This is a genomic window from Citrobacter sp. Cpo074 (assembly GCF_030332745.1).
In the GTDB taxonomy this organism is placed as follows: Bacteria; Pseudomonadota; Gammaproteobacteria; order Enterobacterales; family Enterobacteriaceae; genus Citrobacter; species Citrobacter portucalensis.
On sequence record NZ_JAOWHG010000027.1, the window covers coordinates 1,251,404 to 1,268,730 of the forward strand.

At 51.3% G+C, this 17,327-nt stretch carries 18 protein-coding genes and 1 pseudogene; 7 read left to right on the forward strand and 12 right to left on the reverse strand.

All coding sequences use genetic code 11. The features are described from left to right. The first annotated feature begins 220 nt into the window (after positions 1-220). From OGX83_RS10675 to OGX83_RS10700, 6 genes and pseudogenes are all read left to right on the forward strand, one after another. Positions 221-331, forward strand: a pseudogene (locus OGX83_RS10675) (hypothetical protein). Positions 332-534: 203 nt separating this feature from the next. Further along, positions 535-1,818: a citrate synthase gene (locus OGX83_RS10680; RefSeq protein ID WP_003831404.1), complete on the forward strand. Its 1,284-nt coding sequence runs from the start codon at positions 535-537 to the stop codon at positions 1,816-1,818. A gap of 228 nt (positions 1,819-2,046) precedes the next feature. Beyond that, a complete protein-coding gene (gene tssD / locus OGX83_RS10685) occupies positions 2,047-3,780 on the forward strand; it encodes a type VI secretion system tube protein TssD (RefSeq protein ID WP_286574360.1) in 1,734 nt (577 codons plus the stop codon). A gap of 11 nt (positions 3,781-3,791) precedes the next feature. Then, a complete protein-coding gene (locus OGX83_RS10690; protein WP_071445727.1) occupies positions 3,792-4,070 on the forward strand; it encodes a bacteriocin immunity protein in 279 nt (92 codons plus the stop codon). 75 nt (positions 4,071-4,145) lie between these two features. After that, positions 4,146-4,550 (forward strand): DUF2251 domain-containing protein, encoded by a 405-nt coding sequence (locus OGX83_RS10695; protein ID WP_071445729.1) that lies wholly within the window; start codon positions 4,146-4,148, stop codon positions 4,548-4,550. A gap of 122 nt (positions 4,551-4,672) precedes the next feature. After that, positions 4,673-5,719 (forward strand): AbrB family transcriptional regulator, encoded by a 1,047-nt coding sequence (locus OGX83_RS10700; RefSeq protein ID WP_008784134.1) that lies wholly within the window; start codon positions 4,673-4,675, stop codon positions 5,717-5,719. On the opposite strand, the gene nei is transcribed toward OGX83_RS10700, so the two are convergent. The 8 genes from nei to ybgI are packed head-to-tail and all read right to left on the reverse strand — an operon-like array spanning position 5,716 to position 12,011. Continuing rightward, on the reverse strand, positions 5,716-6,507 hold the full coding sequence (gene nei / locus OGX83_RS10705) for an endonuclease VIII (protein ID WP_048214670.1): 792 nt from the start codon (positions 6,505-6,507) through the stop codon (positions 5,716-5,718). The two genes, OGX83_RS10700 and nei, sit on opposite strands and share 4 nt — an antisense overlap. Positions 6,508-6,521: 14 nt before the next feature. After that, complete coding sequence (gene pcp / locus OGX83_RS10710; protein ID WP_286588014.1) at positions 6,522-7,166, reverse strand: pyroglutamyl-peptidase I; 645 nt, start codon at positions 7,164-7,166, stop codon at positions 6,522-6,524. Between the two features lie 9 nt (positions 7,167-7,175). Further along, the gene (locus OGX83_RS10715) at positions 7,176-8,171 is read right to left on the reverse strand and encodes a DUF979 domain-containing protein (RefSeq protein ID WP_032942722.1); all 996 of its coding nucleotides are present in this window, start codon (positions 8,169-8,171) and stop codon (positions 7,176-7,178) included. After that, the gene (locus tag OGX83_RS10720) at positions 8,168-8,890 is read right to left on the reverse strand and encodes a DUF969 domain-containing protein (protein ID WP_003831395.1); all 723 of its coding nucleotides are present in this window, start codon (positions 8,888-8,890) and stop codon (positions 8,168-8,170) included. The genes OGX83_RS10715 and OGX83_RS10720 overlap by 4 nt, the downstream gene beginning before the upstream one ends. A gap of 55 nt (positions 8,891-8,945) precedes the next feature. Beyond that, positions 8,946-9,680 (reverse strand): 5-oxoprolinase subunit PxpA, encoded by a 735-nt coding sequence (gene pxpA, locus OGX83_RS10725; protein ID WP_057067724.1) that lies wholly within the window; start codon positions 9,678-9,680, stop codon positions 8,946-8,948. Next, the gene (gene pxpC / locus OGX83_RS10730) at positions 9,670-10,602 is read right to left on the reverse strand and encodes a 5-oxoprolinase subunit PxpC (RefSeq protein WP_048214672.1); all 933 of its coding nucleotides are present in this window, start codon (positions 10,600-10,602) and stop codon (positions 9,670-9,672) included. Before pxpC ends, pxpA begins: the two co-directional genes overlap by 11 nt. After that, positions 10,596-11,252 carry a 5-oxoprolinase subunit PxpB gene (gene pxpB, locus OGX83_RS10735; protein ID WP_234692300.1) on the reverse strand — a complete coding sequence of 219 codons (657 nt, stop codon included), beginning with the start codon at positions 11,250-11,252 and terminating at the stop codon, positions 10,596-10,598. Before pxpB ends, pxpC begins: the two co-directional genes overlap by 7 nt. Before the next feature lie 15 nt (positions 11,253-11,267). Beyond that, entirely contained in the window at positions 11,268-12,011 is a 744-nt protein-coding gene (ybgI, locus tag OGX83_RS10740) for a radiation resistance protein YbgI (protein WP_003831390.1), read from the reverse strand. Positions 12,012-12,300: 289 nt separating this feature from the next. Here ybgI and dtpD point away from each other — a divergent pair, with 289 nt between their 5' ends. After that, the gene (gene dtpD, locus OGX83_RS10745; protein ID WP_125362511.1) at positions 12,301-13,782 is read left to right on the forward strand and encodes a dipeptide permease DtpD; all 1,482 of its coding nucleotides are present in this window, start codon (positions 12,301-12,303) and stop codon (positions 13,780-13,782) included. A gap of 46 nt (positions 13,783-13,828) precedes the next feature. On the opposite strand, the gene OGX83_RS10750 is transcribed toward dtpD, so the two are convergent. From OGX83_RS10750 to OGX83_RS10765, 4 genes are all read right to left on the reverse strand, one after another. Next, positions 13,829-14,731, reverse strand: coding sequence for an Rpn family recombination-promoting nuclease/putative transposase (locus OGX83_RS10750; protein ID WP_234692219.1), 903 nt, complete (start codon positions 14,729-14,731; stop codon positions 13,829-13,831). A gap of 162 nt (positions 14,732-14,893) precedes the next feature. Beyond that, a complete protein-coding gene (gene phrB, locus OGX83_RS10755) occupies positions 14,894-16,312 on the reverse strand; it encodes a deoxyribodipyrimidine photo-lyase (protein ID WP_286588015.1) in 1,419 nt (472 codons plus the stop codon). A gap of 18 nt (positions 16,313-16,330) precedes the next feature. Next, positions 16,331-16,885 (reverse strand): DUF1722 domain-containing protein, encoded by a 555-nt coding sequence (locus OGX83_RS10760; RefSeq protein ID WP_122973777.1) that lies wholly within the window; start codon positions 16,883-16,885, stop codon positions 16,331-16,333. A 97-nt stretch (positions 16,886-16,982) separates the two neighbouring features. Next, positions 16,983-17,189 carry a YbfA family protein gene (locus OGX83_RS10765; protein WP_003022870.1) on the reverse strand — a complete coding sequence of 69 codons (207 nt, stop codon included), beginning with the start codon at positions 17,187-17,189 and terminating at the stop codon, positions 16,983-16,985. Positions 17,190-17,327 lie beyond the last annotated feature (138 nt).

Sequence of the window (17,327 nt, forward strand, 5' to 3'; positions counted from 1 at the left end):
CGTTACAACGCTGGTTGGCTCGGGATTGCAGGGTATTCCGGAGACCTGGCGGCAGTATAGGACGTTCACAAAATCATTACAATTAACCTACATATAGTTTGTCGGGTTTTATCCCGAACAGTGACATAGGTCACGATAACAACATTATTTTAATTTTTAATCATCTGATTTGACAATCATTAAACAAAGTTGTTACAAACGACACCAGAAAAAGCATATAATGCGTAAAAGTTATGGGGTCACTCTTTCACCGGAGATTTAGTTATGTAACAGTGTGGAAGTATTGACCAATACCTTCAGGACAGTTATTAGTGATAGACAGGTTAAATAATTCGGATTGCTAAGTTCTTGATTTGCAGTTTATTCGCCATGAAAAGACCGTTTTACCTGCAAGCGCCCATAGCTCTGTACCCAGGTCATCCCCTCTTTCGCAGAGCGGCGAGCCAAATAACAAACTGGTAACGGTTTATTGATGCACGAAGGCAAATTTAAGTTCCGGCAGTCTTAAGCAATAAGGCGCTAAGGAGACCGTAAATGGCTGATACTAAAGCAAAACTCACTCTAAATGGTGACGCTGCTATTGAACTGGATGTGCTGAAAGGTACGCTCGGTCAAGATGTTATTGATATTCGTAGCCTTGGCTCAAAAGGGATGTTTACTTTTGACCCAGGTTTCACCTCTACCGCATCCTGCGAATCCAAAATTACTTTCATCGACGGTGACGAAGGTGTTTTGCTGCATCGCGGCTTCCCGATTGACCAACTGGCGACCGAGTCCAACTATCTGGAAGTGTGTTATATCCTGCTGTACGGCGAAAAACCGACGCAGGAAGAGTACGACGAGTTCAAAACCACAGTCACTCGCCATACCATGATCCACGAGCAGATCACCCGTCTGTTCCACGGTTTCCGCCGCGACTCTCACCCGATGGCCGTTATGTGCGGTGTTACCGGAGCGCTGGCAGCGTTCTATCATGACTCGCTGGATGTAAACAACGCACGTCACCGTGAAATCGCCGCCTTCCGCCTGCTGTCCAAAATGCCAACCATGGCAGCGATGTGCTACAAATATTCCATCGGGCAGCCGTTCGTATACCCACGTAACGATCTCTCCTACGCCGGTAACTTCCTGAACATGATGTTCTCTACGCCGTGCGAAAAATACGAAGTGAATCCGATTCTGGAACGCGCAATGGACCGTATCTTAATCCTGCACGCTGACCACGAACAGAACGCCTCAACCTCCACCGTACGTACCGCGGGCTCTTCTGGCGCTAACCCGTTTGCCTGCATCGCGGCCGGTATTGCTTCCCTGTGGGGACCGGCACACGGCGGCGCAAACGAAGCTGCGCTGAAAATGCTGGAAGAAATCAGCTCTGTTAAACACATTCCGGAATTTGTTCGCCGCGCGAAAGACAAGAATGATTCCTTCCGCCTGATGGGCTTTGGTCACCGTGTTTATAAAAACTATGACCCGCGCGCTACTGTCATGCGTGAAACCTGCCATGAAGTACTGAAAGAACTGGGCACCAAAGATGATCTGCTGGAAGTGGCGATGGAACTTGAGCACATTGCGCTCAACGACCCGTACTTCATTGAGAAGAAACTCTACCCGAACGTAGACTTCTACTCCGGCATCATCCTGAAAGCGATGGGTATTCCGTCCTCCATGTTCACCGTGATCTTCGCCATGGCACGTACCGTTGGCTGGATTGCACACTGGAACGAAATGCACACCGACGGCATGAAAATCGCGCGTCCGCGTCAGTTGTACACCGGCTACGACAAGCGCGATTTTAAGTCTGATATTAAGCGTTAATTGTTCAGGCCACCGGATAATTCCGGTGGCTTTTTTCAGTTCCCGTCTTGTTCATTGCATTCACCTCTTCAATATTACTTTCTCTCGTTTACTCGCCCTTTAATATATTTAATTGAGCGCAATTCCTACCCTGTTTAATATAGCATTAATTACCAAAGCATTATTTGATCTTTAAATTCATTAACTATTTAATCCGGCCTCATAAAACACAGCACTGGATTAAATGGCATGGGCGACCTTATTTATCTGAAGATAACAGGTGAGCGACAAGGCGATATCTCTTCTGGTTGTGGTACAGACGCATCGATAGGAAATCGCTGGCAGGAAAACCATCCTGATGAGATTTTTGCTTTTTCGCTCTCTAACGGATTAGTTAATACGGGTTCTGGTATTAATACCCGGGCGCTAAGATTTGAAAAATTAATTGATAAAAGCACACCGCTATTTATTAACGCCATCAATAACAATGAACGTCTGTTTATTGAAATTGATTTATGGCGAATAAACAGATTCGGCAGATGGGAACGCTACTATTATATTCAATTAAGAAATGCTTCGGTAAAAAGCATACAAACCTATGTGGCCCTAAACGAGCTGGATACCGAAGAAATTGCGGTATCGTATGACTATATTCTTTGCAAGCACCTGATTGCCAATACGGAGTTTGACTACCTGGCGTTGCCTGCTGAGTACAATCGTTTGTTTATACCGCCCCGCAATCAGCCGGCTAGTTCGATAATACCCGTTGCGAACCGACCTCCCCCCCCAGCACCACTCATTCCTGCAGTCACACCGGTCTATGCCAAATCCTGTCTGAAAGAGAAAGGCTGTACAGACGCAGGGAGCCGTGAAGAATCGGCTGAAAACTTCGGTCAGATGGCGGTTTTCGCACAATCTTCCGTTGATGATTGTTGCGGATATGCACAACCCGCAGAAGCCTCGACCACGCTGCCGATATTAGGTGGGCTGACGCAGGTGTGGGGCGAGTGGTCACTCGGTGGCATGCTCAGCGCCGCACGCGGCGTTCCTTATATCGGAGCGTTAGCTTCCGCGCTGTATATTCCGTCTGCGGGGACGGGCAGCGCACGCGTTCCCGGACGTGATGAGTTCTGGTATGAGGAAGAACTGCGGAAAAAGGCGCTGGTAGGTGGCACAGCCACAACCCGGGTTCGTTTTTTCTGGGGAACCGACATTCACGGTAAGTCGCAAGTCTACGGCGTGCATACCGGCGAAGGTACTCCGTATGAAAACGTGCGCGTCGCGAATATGCTATGGAATGATGGACACCATCGTTATGAATTTACGCCTGCCCACGACGTAGACGGGCCGTTAATCACATGGACGCCAGAAAATCCTGCGACGGGTGATGTACCTGAACATACTGGAAGCGATATTCCACCGCTTGATCAGCCAACAATTCTGGTGACACCCATCCCGGATGGCAAAAATGAGTACACCACGCCACCGTTCCTTGTGCCGGATGTCGCCGATTTTAACGATTATATTCTGGTCTTTCCGGCCGATTCAGGCATTCAGCCGATATATGTATACCTGAAAACAGCCCGGGACGAACCCGGCACAGCAACCGGCCACGGTGAAATTTTATCCGGAAATAATCGTTGGCTTGAAGCCGCCAGTTCAGGGCTGGGCGCACCGATACCTGCACAGGTCGCAGATAAGCTGCGAGGAAGAACATTTCGCAACTTTGACCATTTCAGAAGAGAGTTCTGGCTTGCGGTGTCAGAGTGCCCTGAGCTAATGTCACAGTTTAAAGAACGAAATCAAATAGAAATTCGTCTCGGAAATGCTCCATTTAGCATCCCTACTGAACATGTTGGAAGGAGAAAAAGATTCGAAATTCACCATCTTGATTTTATCATTAATGGTGGCGAAGTCTTTGATATGGATAACATGAGAATTAATACTGTGAAAAATCATATTAAAAATCACTCTAATAAGTAAAGAGGTTACACATGCAACTAAAACAACGCCTTGAAGACTACACCGAATCCGAATTCTTAGACTTCCTAAATGAATTCTCTGCAAACCCGCGCTACCAGGGAGAAATGGATCGTGAATCTTACATCGACTCATTAGTCGATCATTTCGATAAAATCGTGGACCATCCGGAAAGTAATGGATTGATTTTTTATCCCCCGGATGACAGGGAAGACAGCCCACAAGGCGTCATTGATGAAATCAAAAGATGGCGTAAGTCCCAGGGACGCTCATCATTTAAACAATCAACCTAAAAATTTCAAATCAAGTCGTTAAACATCAATACCGATTATAGAACAGCGTAGTTTTATACATCCAGGAAAATTAAAATGACAATAACAGTTACGGTTCAAGCTCAACTCATCGTCGGTGAAACTCAGGTAATAGAAAGTTTAGCCCCTGAAGGTTCATACGCTGCTGTATTTGAAGATAATGGTCAAACCGGATATTTCTATGCACTTGATGAATCTGAAGACGGAAATCCTATCAAAGATGCACTACATATTTACAATGCAGAAGACGTGTCAGATGGACATATCCCATCAGATGTGAAGATCGGTTGGTCAGAAGACAGTAAGAAATGTGTGTTGCTGATAAATGGTTACCCACACGGTGTCTTTGATTTTGAATCAAAAAATGGATACTGCCGGAGCGGTTTTCCACCTACAATCAGTCAGGAGTGGTCTATCTTCGGGCATGCCTGGAATGATGCTGTCGACGATTTTTTCAGATAACAGGCATCAATACCCGATCGCCGGTTAGTCCGTTTTTATTGATACCTGATATTTTTTTCAGCGGACTTTTTCTCTATGCTATATCAAGACATTGAATGCAGCATAAAACAAGGGAGCATGGGATGCCTGTTTTGCAGTGGAGCCTGTTGTTTGTGCTATCGCTCCTTCTTTCCCTGCTCTTTCTCTTTATCCATCTTCCGGGCCCCTTGCTGCTCGGTTCGATGATCGTCGGCATCATTTTCAGTATGCGCGGCATCTCGCTGCATCCTCCTCGCTGCACATTTCTTGGCGCACAGGCGATTCTCGGCTGCATGATTGCCCAAAATCTGACCGGTTCAATCTTCACAACCCTTGCAGCCCACTGGCCGATGGTGATTGTTATCCTGCTGGCAACCCTTATCAGCAGCGCGATAATCGGCTGGCTGCTGGTTCGCTATAGTAATCTACCGGGGAATACCGGTGCGTGGGGCTCGTCACCAGGCGGTGCAGCGGCAATGGTCGCAATGGCCCAGGATTATGGCGCCGACATCCGGCTGGTGGCGTTTATGCAGTATCTGCGCGTACTGTTGGTGGTCGGCGCGGCAGCGCTGGTCACCCGGCTGGTGATGGGCGACCAGGCCCAAACGGTCAGTGAACAAATCATCTGGTTTCCGCCACTAAGCGGCAATCTTTTCAGCACTCTGATGCTGGCCGCCGTTGCCGGCACGGCTGGACGCCTACTGCGTATTCCCTCTGGCGTTATGCTATTGCCAATGCTGGTGGGTGCCATGCTGAATGCAAGCGGAGTGATGGTGATTGAACTGCCGGAATGGCTACTGGCAATAGCCTATATGTCAATTGGCTGGCAAATCGGTCTTGGCTTTGACAAGCAGATCTTTTTAATGGCATTACGACCACTGCCACAGATCCTGTTGTCTATTTTTTCACTGATGGCGATCTGCGCAGCCATGGCCTGGGGACTGGCGCATTACATGCAGATCGATTTTCTCACTGCCTATCTGGCAACCAGTCCTGGAGGAGTGGATTCTGTTGCGGTGATCGCCGCAGGGAGCCACGCTGATATGGCGCTCATCATGGCGATGCAAACCCTGCGACTGTTCAGCATTTTGTTAACTGGCCCCGCAGTCGCGCGTTTTATTTCGGTGCACGCACCAAAACAACCCGCTTAGTGCTGACAACCCGGGCACCAGTAAAAGGGGCGCGAAGAGAGCATCGTTTTCTCGATTATTCCACCACAACGCTCACAGGTTTCGCCATCCCGATGAAAGACCTTAAAGCGAAACAACGCACCGTGATGTTTATTCTCGTCGACCAGGCCGCGGGTAGTATAAGACAGCCGCGGAATATCAAGCAGCGCATGTGCCAGTTTATCCAGTTGCTCATCACTAAGCTGCGACGCTTTATGCTGCCCGGTCAACCCAACCTGCCAGAGGATCTCTACCCGCAGGTAGTTACCTAATCCCGCCAGAAATGCCTGGTCCAGTAGCAGACCAGAAAACTGGCGATTGCGAAAACGCGGAGATAACAGACGCGCTTTAACCTCATCGGGCGTTAAACGTAAATCCAGTACATCTGGCCCTACCCGTTGCAGGAACGGATGGGTGGAGAGCTGTTCTGGCGTCAGCATTTCGATATCAGACGCGCTATAGAGCAGGATAGTTTTGTCGTGTGTCTGCAGCCTGACACGCAGTACCCGTGAAGTTTGCGGAATTTTGCCGGTATCCACCACTCGCCACACGCCATAGAGCTGATTGTGACTGTACAGCGTCAGGCCATTAGAAAAATGGGTCAGTAATGCTTTCCCCCGCGTTTCAAGCTGGGTAACACGTTGCCCAATCAGTTGAGATTGATACGGTTTTAACTGCTCAAAGGCAAACCAGACATCCGTCAGGGGTTTGCCTTTGACTGCCGCCTCCAGGTTATCCGCCGCGCGGCGGATCTCCGGGCCTTCAGGCATAATACTTTCCTTTGTTAATGTGTTGCACCGCCCGTCACTGCGATATCGCTTTCCACCTGCAAGGCGGTGGCAATCGCAATCTCCAGCGCACGGCGCACCGTTTCTGTCGCCATACTTGGCGCCCCGGGATGCTGTGCAGCCTGTTGCGGCAAATAAGGGATATGAATCAAGCCGCCCTTCACCGCCGGTACGTCGCGTAGTTTATGCAGCAGGCCATACATCACGTGGTTACACACGAAAGTACCCGCAGTCTGGGAAACCGAGGCCGGAATTCCCGCGTTGCGCATGGAGACAACCATCGCTTTAATCGGCAACGTACTAAACCATGCCGCCGGGCCATCGACTACAATCGGCACATCGACCGGCTGTTGCCCCTGGTTATCCGCAATACGCGCATCGTCAACGTTAATCGCCACACGTTCCACGGTGATATCCGTGCGACCACCCGCCTGCCCCACCGCCAGCACCAGTGATGGCGACAACGCGTCAATCGCGGCATTGAGTACAGCGAGAGACTCGCCAAAGACACACGGTAGTTGGCGGGCTATTACGCGGCATCCACCGATAATAGCATTGTCGAGGCTCGAGACCACTTCCCAGGAAGGGTTAACTGACTCGCCGCCAAAGGGTTCAAATCCCGTGATGAGTACTGTTTTCATCCTTCCTCCTTACAGGAACATCAGGAAATACATCAGGAACACGTTGACCAGCAGCAGCAGTATGCCGGTTGGCACCTGCGCTTTAATCACCGCATTTTTGTCCGGTAGTTCCAGCAACGCTGCAGGAACAATATTAAAGTTCGCCGCCATCGGCGTCATCAGCGTCCCACAATAGCCGGAGAACATACCAATCGCCGCCATTACCGCTGGGTTGCCGCCGTGTTGCAGTACGAGGATTGGAATACCAATCCCAGCGGTCACGATCGGGAAAGCAGCAAACGCATTACCCATAACCATGGTCAGCAATGCCATGCCGATGGTGTACACCGCCACCGCGATAAAGCGACTATCCACCGCCAGATATTCCTGCGTCAGGTATGAAATGCCGCTACCGACACCCGCCGCTGTAAACAGCAACCCAAGCGTAGCCAGAATCTGCGGCAAAATGAACGCCCAGCCAATGGAGTCCAGCAGACGGCGTGCCTCCTGAATCGGTTGATGCACCCGCTCATGGGTCATTTTTATCGCCATCGCCAGACCAATCAACGAGCCCGCTGTCATTGAAAAGAGCGTTACCAGCGTGGCGTGATTACCCGGCCCGAATAGCGCATCCTGTAAGCCCGGAATATGGTTGAACATCAGTACGCCAATGACCGTTACCACCGGGATCGCTAATGCCGGGAAAAACAGGCGGTTGCCCAGGCGGCTGGCGCTTTCTTCGCGCTGTTGCTGCGTGCGTTGATGGTAGCTTCCCAGCTTCACTCCACCAAAACCCGCGATCAGGGCCAGCACAACCACCGCAACGCCGACGGCAATATGCACTGCGCGTTTATCGCCAAACAGCGAGTATGTCCAGTCACCAAGCAGAAACAGTACGCCATATATGCCCCAAAACAGGCCTGTGGTGAAACGACGCGGGTTCGCTTTGTCCTGCCAGGACATCAGCGCCACAATCAGTAATACCGCACCTGCCAGCCAGTAGAGATAGCTTTGTTGAAAATTCATTTCGCTTCCCCTTTCGCTGCGGCATTCGCTTTCGCCACTTCACGTTGCAAATAGCTATCCAGACGCCACAAACGCGTGCCGTGGATCAGGAAAGCACAAATTGCCGTCGGGATCCCCCACAAGGCGATATGCAGCGGTTCGGTCTGGATCCCACCAGACTCCAGCATAAAGTTGTGCATGAATATGATCGCGCCGAAGGCAACAAAGATATCTTCACCGAAAAACAGCCCGACGTTATCGGTCGCCGCTGACATTGCGCGCAGGCGATAGCGAACCGCGCCGGGTATCTCGCCGTGATTTTTCTCGGCGGCCCCTTCCGCCATTGGCGCCAGCAGCGGGCGCACCATCTGCGGATGCCCCCCCAGGCTCGTCAACCCTAACGCAGCGGTCGCTTCACGAATGAACAGATAGACAATAAGCAGACGGCCACTGGTGGCACTGCGGATTTTCGCAATCCACGCCTGAGCGCGCTCTTTGAGTCCGTGACGTTCCAGCAGGCCAATAACCGCCAGTGGGATCAGCAGGATAAACGGCAGGTTGCGGGTGTTAAGAAAACCTTCACCCAGCTTCTCGAGGATGGTGGCGATCGGCATATGCGCCGCCAGTCCCGTGACGATCCCGGCAATAATAACCACCAATACCGGATTAAAACGTAAAAGAAATCCGACCACGATGACGGCGATCCCCGTCAATGGCCAGAGAGAAATTACCTCTCCCATAATTCATTCCCGTATATGTTGTTGTGTAATATATTGTTGTTTTGTATGGTAAATCTTATGCACCAATTTCAATATTGCATGCATTAAAGGCGCTACGCAAGCGACGGGCAAAAGCGAGTGCGTGCTCGCCATCCCCATGAATGCATACCGTCTGGGCGGTTACGCTTGCCCATGTTCCACTTTGGCTTTTTACTCTGCCGGATTGCACCATTTCTAACGTTTGCGCCAGCGCCTGCTCTTCATCCTCAATCAGTGCGCCCGGCTGGCTGCGAGGTACCAGACTGCCATCGGCCTGATAACCCCGATCGGCAAAAACCTCCTGACGCGTTATCAAGCCATAGTGTTCTCCAGCGCGAATCAGTTCGCTTCCCGCCAGCCCGACCAGAACCAGCGACGGATCGCAGGCATGAACCGCTTTCGCAATCGCATCGGCCAATTGAGGATCTTTCGCCGCCTGGTTATAGAGCATGCCATGCGGTTTGACATGGCGCATCACGCCACCTTCTGCCCGCGTGATGGCAGCCAGCGCGCCAATTTGATACAGCGTCTGTGCATACACCGTTTGTGCAGGCAGGGTCATGGCGCTACGACCAAAATTTTCCCGATCCGGAAAGCTGGGGTGCGCGCCTACCGCCACACCATTTTTTAACGCATCACGCACGCTTGAGAGCATAGTTTGCGCATCGCCGGCGTGAAACCCACAGGCGATGTTGGCCGATGACACCAATTGCAGCAACGCTGCATCGTTCGCACATCCCTCACCGAGGTCTGCATTGAGATCAATTTTCATTGTTAAGTCGCCATGCTAACTGTTCCAGATAACGCTGCTGGTCGTACCGCGCCTTCAGCGCTTCCTCCAGCGAACACTGCACAAAATGAATCGGCTGACCGAGCGGGATCTGCGCCAGATGATACATATCTGCCTCGATAATACAGGCGATGCGCGGATAGCCACCCGTCGTCTGAGCATCGTTCATCAGCACGATTGGCTGACCATTATGCGGAACCTGCACCACGCCGGGGAGCAAACCATGCGACAGCAGCTCGCGATCGGTCGTGCGCGTCAGCGGCTGCCCCTGAAGACGATACCCCATACGGTTACTTTGTGGGCTAAGCTGCCACGGCGAGCGCCAGAAAGAGGCCTGAGATACCTCATCAAACTCCTGATATTCAGGGCCGGGCAGTGCACGAATGAGATTACCCCACATCAGTTGTTTTACACCTTGTGGCCCGCTGAATTGCCGGGTCGATACGCCAATCGCCAGTCGATCGCCATCACGCAGCAGACGCCCTTCAAACCCACCAATGCCCACTTTCAGATCGGTACTACGCGAACCCATCACTTCGGGAACATCAATACCGCCCGCTACAGCCAGATAACTGCGCATACCATGAAGAGGTCGTTTTAGCGTCAGGCGCTGCCCGGCTTTTACTGGTAACCGCCATCCGCTCCATACGGGAGTTCGATCCAGATGCGCTTCGCATCCGGCACCGGTCAGGGCAAACCAGCCATCGGCTTCAAACTCCACCACCAGTTGCCCCAGCGTGATTTCCAGCGCTGCGGCATTCGCATCATTACCCACCAGCAGGTTAGCCACGTTCAGCGCCGGTTTATCCAGCGCGCCACAGTGACTAATTCCGGATTGACGAAAACTATGGCGTCCCCCGTCCTGTACTGAGGTGTACATGCCAGCGCGGATGATGTTTAACATATCCCCTCCTTCTGCGGGACAAAACGCACGGTATCGCCAGCCCGTAACAGAATCGGCTCCTCCCGTTTTGGATCAAATAACGAAACGGAGGTACGCCCAATCAATTGCCATCCACCGGGTGTGGCAAGCGGGTAGATCCCCGTTTGAGATCCACCGATACCGACAGAACCTGCCGGAACAAGCAAACGCGGTTCCGCACGTCTGGGGGTATGCAGCTGTTCAGGTAAGCTCCCGAGATAGGGAAATCCCGGCTGAAAACCGATAAACCACACCACATAGTCAACTGACGCATGAAGTTCGACGACCTGCTTGTCGCTTAATCCACTGTGTCGGGCGACCTCTGCCAGATCAGGGCCAAACTCACCACCATAGGTCACAGGTATTTCAATAAAACGTGAATCCGGCTCCAGTGCTTCGCTCTCTTCCCACCAGCGCTGCAGGCGTTCAATCGCATCCAGCGCCAGCGTTTGCGGGTCGCGTAGAGTAACCGTGATATTGTTCATTCCCGGAATAGCTTCAAGCACATTCGGGGCGTCAATTAAACGCTGAGCCAGACGCCAGATGCGTTTCTGAGTCGCCAGCGTGATGGGGGGCTCCAGTTCAAGAACCACCGCCGTTTCACCTAACAGATAACAACGCGCTCGCTGCACTTTCATCCCTCTTTATTACGCTGGATTAGGAATATCGATAAAGGTTACGTCCAGATCGGTATTTTCATTCAGCCATTCGCTTAATGCGCGAATGCCGCCGCGTTCGGTCGCATGGTGACCGGCAGCATAAAAATGCAGCCCCTGCTCGCGGGCTGAGTGAATGGTTTGCTCAGAGACTTCACCGGTAATAAAAGCGTCGACACCAAATCGGGCTGCGCTATCAATAAAACTTTGACCGCCCCCGGTACACCAGGCAACGCGCTGAACTTTCTCCGGCCCGGTATCACCGCACCATAACGGTTTACGACCTAAACGCGCTTCAATCCACGATGCCAGCTCCAGCCCCGGAACCGGCATGGAGAGTTCTCCCCATGGCACCAGCGGTTCAATTTCCCCCATCACGGTGATTCCCAACAGCGCGGCCAACTGCGCGTTATTCCCCAATTCCGGGTGTGCATCCAGCGGCAAGTGCCAGCCATACAGGTTGATATCATTTTCTAACAGCGTTTTCAGACGATTGCGCTTCATGCCGCGAATAACCGGAGATTCGCCTTTCCAGAAATAACCGTGGTGAACGATAACCGCATCCGCTTGCTGGCGTACCGCCTCGTCCAGCAATGCCTGGCTTGCAGTCACACCGGTCACGATTTTATGCACCGTCTCTTTGCCCTCAACCTGCAAACCATTCGGCGCATAATCGCTAATAGCAGCGCTGTTTAGTTTGTCGTTGATCAGTTGTTCCAGTTCGGTGTTTTTCATCATCGTCCTCGTAGTCATCATTTCTGCCTGCCCAATCAGCAACACAGCTTAGGTTAAAATAGCGTCCCCGCCTGCGTTCGTCGATAGCCATTTCACTGACACATAAAGAAACAATCACACCCGCTTTGAACGTGATTTGCTTACCACTACGCGATCTAATTCATGTATATTTATGCAATCAGACAGCATATTGCAAAAATAATCAGATCTGTATCAAAGTTACAACTTTAAGGAAACACACTCGCGCAGCACGTTCAGCCAGTCGCGAGGCATTTACTTCGAGAAAATAATGAATAAACAAGCATCTCAACCACGGGCGATATACTACGTTGTCGCGCTACAAATCTGGGAATACTTCAGTTTTTACGGCATGCGTGCGCTGCTGATCCTGTATCTCACTAACCAGCTTAAGTACGACGATAATCACGCATATGAACTGTTCAGCGCCTACTGCTCGCTGGTCTATGTCACCCCTATTCTCGGGGGATACCTGGCCGATAAAGTGCTCGGCAATCGAATGGCGGTGATGATCGGCGCATTTTTAATGGCGGTGGGACATCTGGTATTGGGTGCCAGCGAAATGGCCCCGGCGTTCCTCTATTTGTCTCTGGCGATAATTGTCTGCGGCTACGGTCTGTTTAAATCAAATATCAGTTGCCTGCTGGGCGAGTTATATCAACCTGAAGACCCGCGTCGCGACGGTGGATTCTCTCTGCTCTACGCCGCCGGTAACATCGGTTCGATCATCGCACCAATTGCCTGCGGATACGTGCAGGAAGAGTACAGTTGGGCGATGGGCTTTGCGCTGGCTGCCATCGGCATGCTGGCAGGGCTGGTGATTTTCTTATGTGGAAATCGCCATTTCGCCCACACCACCGGCGTCAACAAGGCCGTTCTGTGTGCTAAAACCTTTATTCTGCCAAACTGGGCCTGGCTGTTAGTTCTGCTAGTTACCACACCGCTGCTGATTACCGTGCTGTTCTGGAAAGAGTGGTCCGTTTACGCTCTGATTGTTGCCACCATTATTGGTCTGGCAGTTCTGGCGAAGATTTATCGCCAGGCGCAGACGCAGAAACAGCGCAAAGAGCTGGGGCTTATCGTCACGCTGACCTTCTTCAGCCTGTTGTTTTGGGCCTTTGCTCAACAGGGCGGCAGTTCGATCAGCCTGTATATCGACCGCTTCGTTAACCGCGATATTCTGGGGTATTCCGTCCCTACCGCGATGTTCCAGTCGGTTAACGCTTTTGCCGTTATGCTGTGCGGTATCGTACTGGCGTGGGTAGTCAAAGAAAGCGTGAGTGGCAATCGTACCGTACGTATCTGGGGTAAATTTGCCCTTGGCCTCGGCTTAATGAGCGCTGGGTTCTGTATTCTAACCTTGAGCGCTCGCTGGTCCGCTGCTTACGGCCACTCTTCCATGCCGCTGATGGTACTTGGGTTGGCGGTCATGGGCTTTGCCGAACTGTTTATTGACCCGGTGGCAATGTCGCAAATTACGCGTATTGAGATCCCTGGTGTAACCGGCGTGTTAACCGGCATTTATATGCTGCTTTCCGGTGCCATCGCCAACTACCTAGCTGGTGTTATCGCCGATCAGACCTCACAAGGCTCGTTTGATGCTGCGGGCGCTATCAACTACTCCATCAATGCCTATATTGATGTCTTTAGTGAAATTACCTGGGGCGCGCTGGCCTGTGTGGTGCTGGTGCTGCTGATTTGGCTGTACCAGTCGCTTAAGTTCAGAAACCGTTCACTAGCGGTAGAATCCTGAGTGTAGGGGCCCGATGATGTAATCTGATTCGGGCTTTTTTCAGGAATTACGCATGACTGGCAGTCAACTCCTCTTCAGAAAGACCTGTAACCAGAAGCACCATGTTGCGATCTATTCCCTGCTCCAACATAGTTTGCGCTATACGTAATGCGGCTTCTCGTTTGCCTCGCTGCAACCCTTCCTGTAATCCATCTAAGCGTAACCGCTCGGCAATCGTCATCAGCTTCTCCTTATGTTGGGGGATCCGTTGCGCCATCTCTTGTATAAATTCATTAAAGCGAGATTCATCGCCGGATTGCAGGATGTAATTAAACATCGCCTGTAGTTGCGTGTCATTAGCGCACCCTGTAAGTAACAGCGTGGCCAGTTGATCTACCAGCCCCATCAAATCCCGCTGACGGATATGTTTTTGCATTAGTTCCAGCAGTGCCATTCGCCTGTGAGCCATGATTTCGTCATCGGGCACCACTGTGATATCCACCAATGGAAATGCGCTGGCATAAAGTTGCCGTGCCGTTACAGGATCGGTAAACGCATCAAGCCAGCACAGTGAGTACGGATACGGACTTCGACAGCCATGATAAAACAGCATGGGTATCACAATCGGCAGTTCTTTGTGCCCGGCATCCAAATGACGCTGCATCGCCGCTATTGCGTAACGCAGCAGACGAAAAGCCATATGCGGATCGGATGAACTCTGGTGTTCTATAACCACGTATACATAACCTTCACCATCGTGCGTATGCACAGACCAGAGCACGTCGGAGTAGCGGGTACGTAAATCCGCTTCAATAAAGCTTTCTGACTCCAGCTTCAGCGTATTTAAATCGCAAAGCGTTTGCAGATCTGCGGGTAGATGAATTTCGAGGAAGTCCCGAGCTGTTTCTGGATGATGTAAAAACGTTTTAAATACCGCATCGTGCGGTGTAGATGTCGTTGGTGTTGTCATCAAATTCCGTCACCTGAATGAAGATGACGGCACTTTACTGCTGGCGGAAAACATCTTCATCAAGGCATTAGCAGCCTTGCGTACACGCTTCAGCGCTAAATGCCCCCCCACTGCAACATATTCATTCTGCTGGAAGGTATTACGCAGAAATCCGCTGCGTGCTTATCCCTTACGTGCCGCCTCATATGCCGCCAGCGTCGCCAGCCTTGCCTGTTTATGATCCACAATCGGGCGAGGATAACTCAGTGTTACCTGCGCTTTTTCAGCCCACGACCACGGTTCATGAATGGCTTTACCCGGCACGTCGCGCAGTTCCGGCACCCACTGGCGGATAAACTCACCGTCACGGTCGAATTTTTCGCCCTGCGTCGTGGGGTTAAAGATACGGAAATACGGCGCAGCGTCGGTTCCGGTTGAGGCAGCCCACTGCCAGCCGCCGTTATTGGCCGCCAGGTCGCCATCGATCAGTTGCGACATGAAATATTGTTCGCCTTTACGCCAGTCGATCAGCAGGTCTTTCACTAAAAAACTGGCGGTAATCATGCGTAAACGATTATGCATCCAGCCCGTGGCGTTGAGCTGACGCATGGCCGCATCCACAATGGGGTAGCCCGTATGCCCTGTTTTCCAGGCCTGCAAATGCGCCGGATTATTCTGCCATTGCACGCGATCGGTCCAGCGAATAAAAGGTTGATACCGACACAGCGCCGGATGGTAAGTCATCAGATGACGATAAAATTCGCGCCAGATAAGCTCATTCAACCAAACGCTGCCTGTCCCATCCTCAAGCGCCTGCGGCTGCTCCACGAGCAGTCGATTCAGGCACTGGCGCGGTGATAGTCCACCTGTCGCCAGGCTCGCGGATAATCGACTGGTTCCATCAATCGCCGGAAAGTCACGCTGCTGCTCATATTCTCCGGCAGCCTGCTGGCAAAAATGGCGTAATTGCGCGATGGCCAATTTTTCTTCTGCCGGAAATTGCTGCGAATCAAAATCCTGCTGCGGGTAGCTCAGCGTGATGGATGTTAATGGAGAGTCAAGAGCACCGCTTTCTCTCACCTTCGGCGCACTGACACATTCTGGGATCCCGTCTTTTATCCGCTTCAGCCAGGCATTTTTAAACGGCGTAAAGACTTTATACATCTCGTGATTACCGGTCATGACCGCCCCCGGAGGCAGGATCACGCTGTCGTCAAACCCTTCGCACACCACCTGAGGTATTGACTTTTCAACGGCAGCATCACGCTGGCGTTCGTTTATTTCATATTGATAGTTATAAAATATTCGACTGACGCCATGCTGTACGCAGACGTTTTTGACGGTTTCCACACTGGTCGCAAAATCACCGACTTCATGAAACAGAAGCGGGATGCCCTTTTCTGCCAGCGCCGTTTGCAACGCGTTCAACTGCGCGTTAACCAATGTCGCCTGACGTGGGGCCATATCATGCGCCTTCCACTGTTCAGGCGTGGAGATATAGAGCGCGAGTACATGTGCAGAACGATCCCGACAAGCCGCCGCCAGCGCGAGATTGTCATGCAGGCGTAAATCACGCCGAAACCAGACCAGATGCGTGGTCATAACACTCCCTGATAAAAATTAATCATTGCCCTGTAAACGCCAAATCGCAGGCCAGAGTTCAAAATAACGTTGCCCGGACAACCAGGTGTTCGGGTGCTCAGCCATATAGTGTTTGAGGAGCATTAAGGGTGCAAGTAGCGGCTGCGCCTCGCGTCGATAGTTATCGATTATCGAGGTCAATTCCTGACGTTGATGCAGATCGAGCTGATTACGGAAATAGCCCTGTACGTGCATCAATACATTGGTATGGTTACGCCGGGTAGCAGGATTTAATAACAGATGGGTCAATCGTAGGCGATACTCGGTAAAAAAAGCATCGAGATCTTGCCATTCATGGATTGCGGCAACGAAGGGGCCAAGCTCCCGATACTCTGGCTGGGAATGCGCCAGTAGTACCAGTTTGTAGCGGGTATGATAGTCAATTAATGCGCCCCGCGTTAATTTTCGCTGACGCAGGCGGTGCAATTCATGCAAAGCGTAAACACGTATTAATGTATTTTCGTCGAACTGAGGTGCCTCACTCGCTTCTGTGGTCAGACAGGTGCGGATACCAACAGGAATTCTCGTGCTCATCGCCACTCCTTATCCGTTACTCAGATAAGTGTAGACGTCGGCGTATAAAAAAACCGCCACATTGCTGTTGGCGGTTTTCTTGAACAATAACGACAACTTAATAGAAGTCGCAGGTGGCTTTTTCAGCCTGCTCCATCCACACCGGTTTATCACTAGTTTTGGACCAGACGCGGTGCAGATAGCTGTAAAAACGGGCGCGGTCTTTCCAGAACAACATGACCGGCAGCGCCAGCACGCCCGCCACAACGGCAAAGGTACGGCGCAAGAAAACAATGTGTGCTGGATATTCTTTATAAAAGTCCATAATCCTCTCCCATATATCTGTTCGGTGAATCGCACCGGAAAAATAAACTTTGTTAACTGATGAAAATAATACCGCCTTGTGTGTAATTTTGCTACTCATCCGACCACTTATTTTTATCTATTGATGCTCCGTTTAGCT

Coding starts and splice junctions, on each gene's coding strand:
- OGX83_RS10680 (WP_003831404.1), top strand. CDS start 535: ATGGCTGATACTAAAGCAAAACTCACTCTAAATGGTGACGCTGCTATT.
- tssD (WP_286574360.1), top strand. CDS start 2,047: ATGGGCGACCTTATTTATCTGAAGATAACAGGTGAGCGACAAGGCGAT.
- OGX83_RS10690 (WP_071445727.1), top strand. CDS start 3,792: ATGCAACTAAAACAACGCCTTGAAGACTACACCGAATCCGAATTCTTA.
- OGX83_RS10695 (WP_071445729.1), top strand. CDS start 4,146: ATGACAATAACAGTTACGGTTCAAGCTCAACTCATCGTCGGTGAAACT.
- OGX83_RS10700 (WP_008784134.1), top strand. CDS start 4,673: ATGCCTGTTTTGCAGTGGAGCCTGTTGTTTGTGCTATCGCTCCTTCTT.
- nei (WP_048214670.1), bottom strand. CDS start 6,507: ATGCCTGAAGGCCCGGAGATCCGCCGCGCGGCGGATAACCTGGAGGCG.
- pcp (WP_286588014.1), bottom strand. CDS start 7,166: ATGAAAACAGTACTCATCACGGGATTTGAACCCTTTGGCGGCGAGTCA.
- OGX83_RS10715 (WP_032942722.1), bottom strand. CDS start 8,171: ATGAATTTTCAACAAAGCTATCTCTACTGGCTGGCAGGTGCGGTATTA.
- OGX83_RS10720 (WP_003831395.1), bottom strand. CDS start 8,890: ATGGGAGAGGTAATTTCTCTCTGGCCATTGACGGGGATCGCCGTCATC.
- pxpA (WP_057067724.1), bottom strand. CDS start 9,680: ATGAAAATTGATCTCAATGCAGACCTCGGTGAGGGATGTGCGAACGAT.
- pxpC (WP_048214672.1), bottom strand. CDS start 10,602: ATGTTAAACATCATCCGCGCTGGCATGTACACCTCAGTACAGGACGGG.
- ybgI (WP_003831390.1), bottom strand. CDS start 12,011: ATGAAAAACACCGAACTGGAACAACTGATCAACGACAAACTAAACAGC.
- dtpD (WP_125362511.1), top strand. CDS start 12,301: ATGAATAAACAAGCATCTCAACCACGGGCGATATACTACGTTGTCGCG.
- OGX83_RS10750 (WP_234692219.1), bottom strand. CDS start 14,731: ATGACAACACCAACGACATCTACACCGCACGATGCGGTATTTAAAACG.
- phrB (WP_286588015.1), bottom strand. CDS start 16,312: ATGACCACGCATCTGGTCTGGTTTCGGCGTGATTTACGCCTGCATGAC.
- OGX83_RS10760 (WP_122973777.1), bottom strand. CDS start 16,885: ATGAGCACGAGAATTCCTGTTGGTATCCGCACCTGTCTGACCACAGAA.
- OGX83_RS10765 (WP_003022870.1), bottom strand. CDS start 17,189: ATGGACTTTTATAAAGAATATCCAGCACACATTGTTTTCTTGCGCCGT.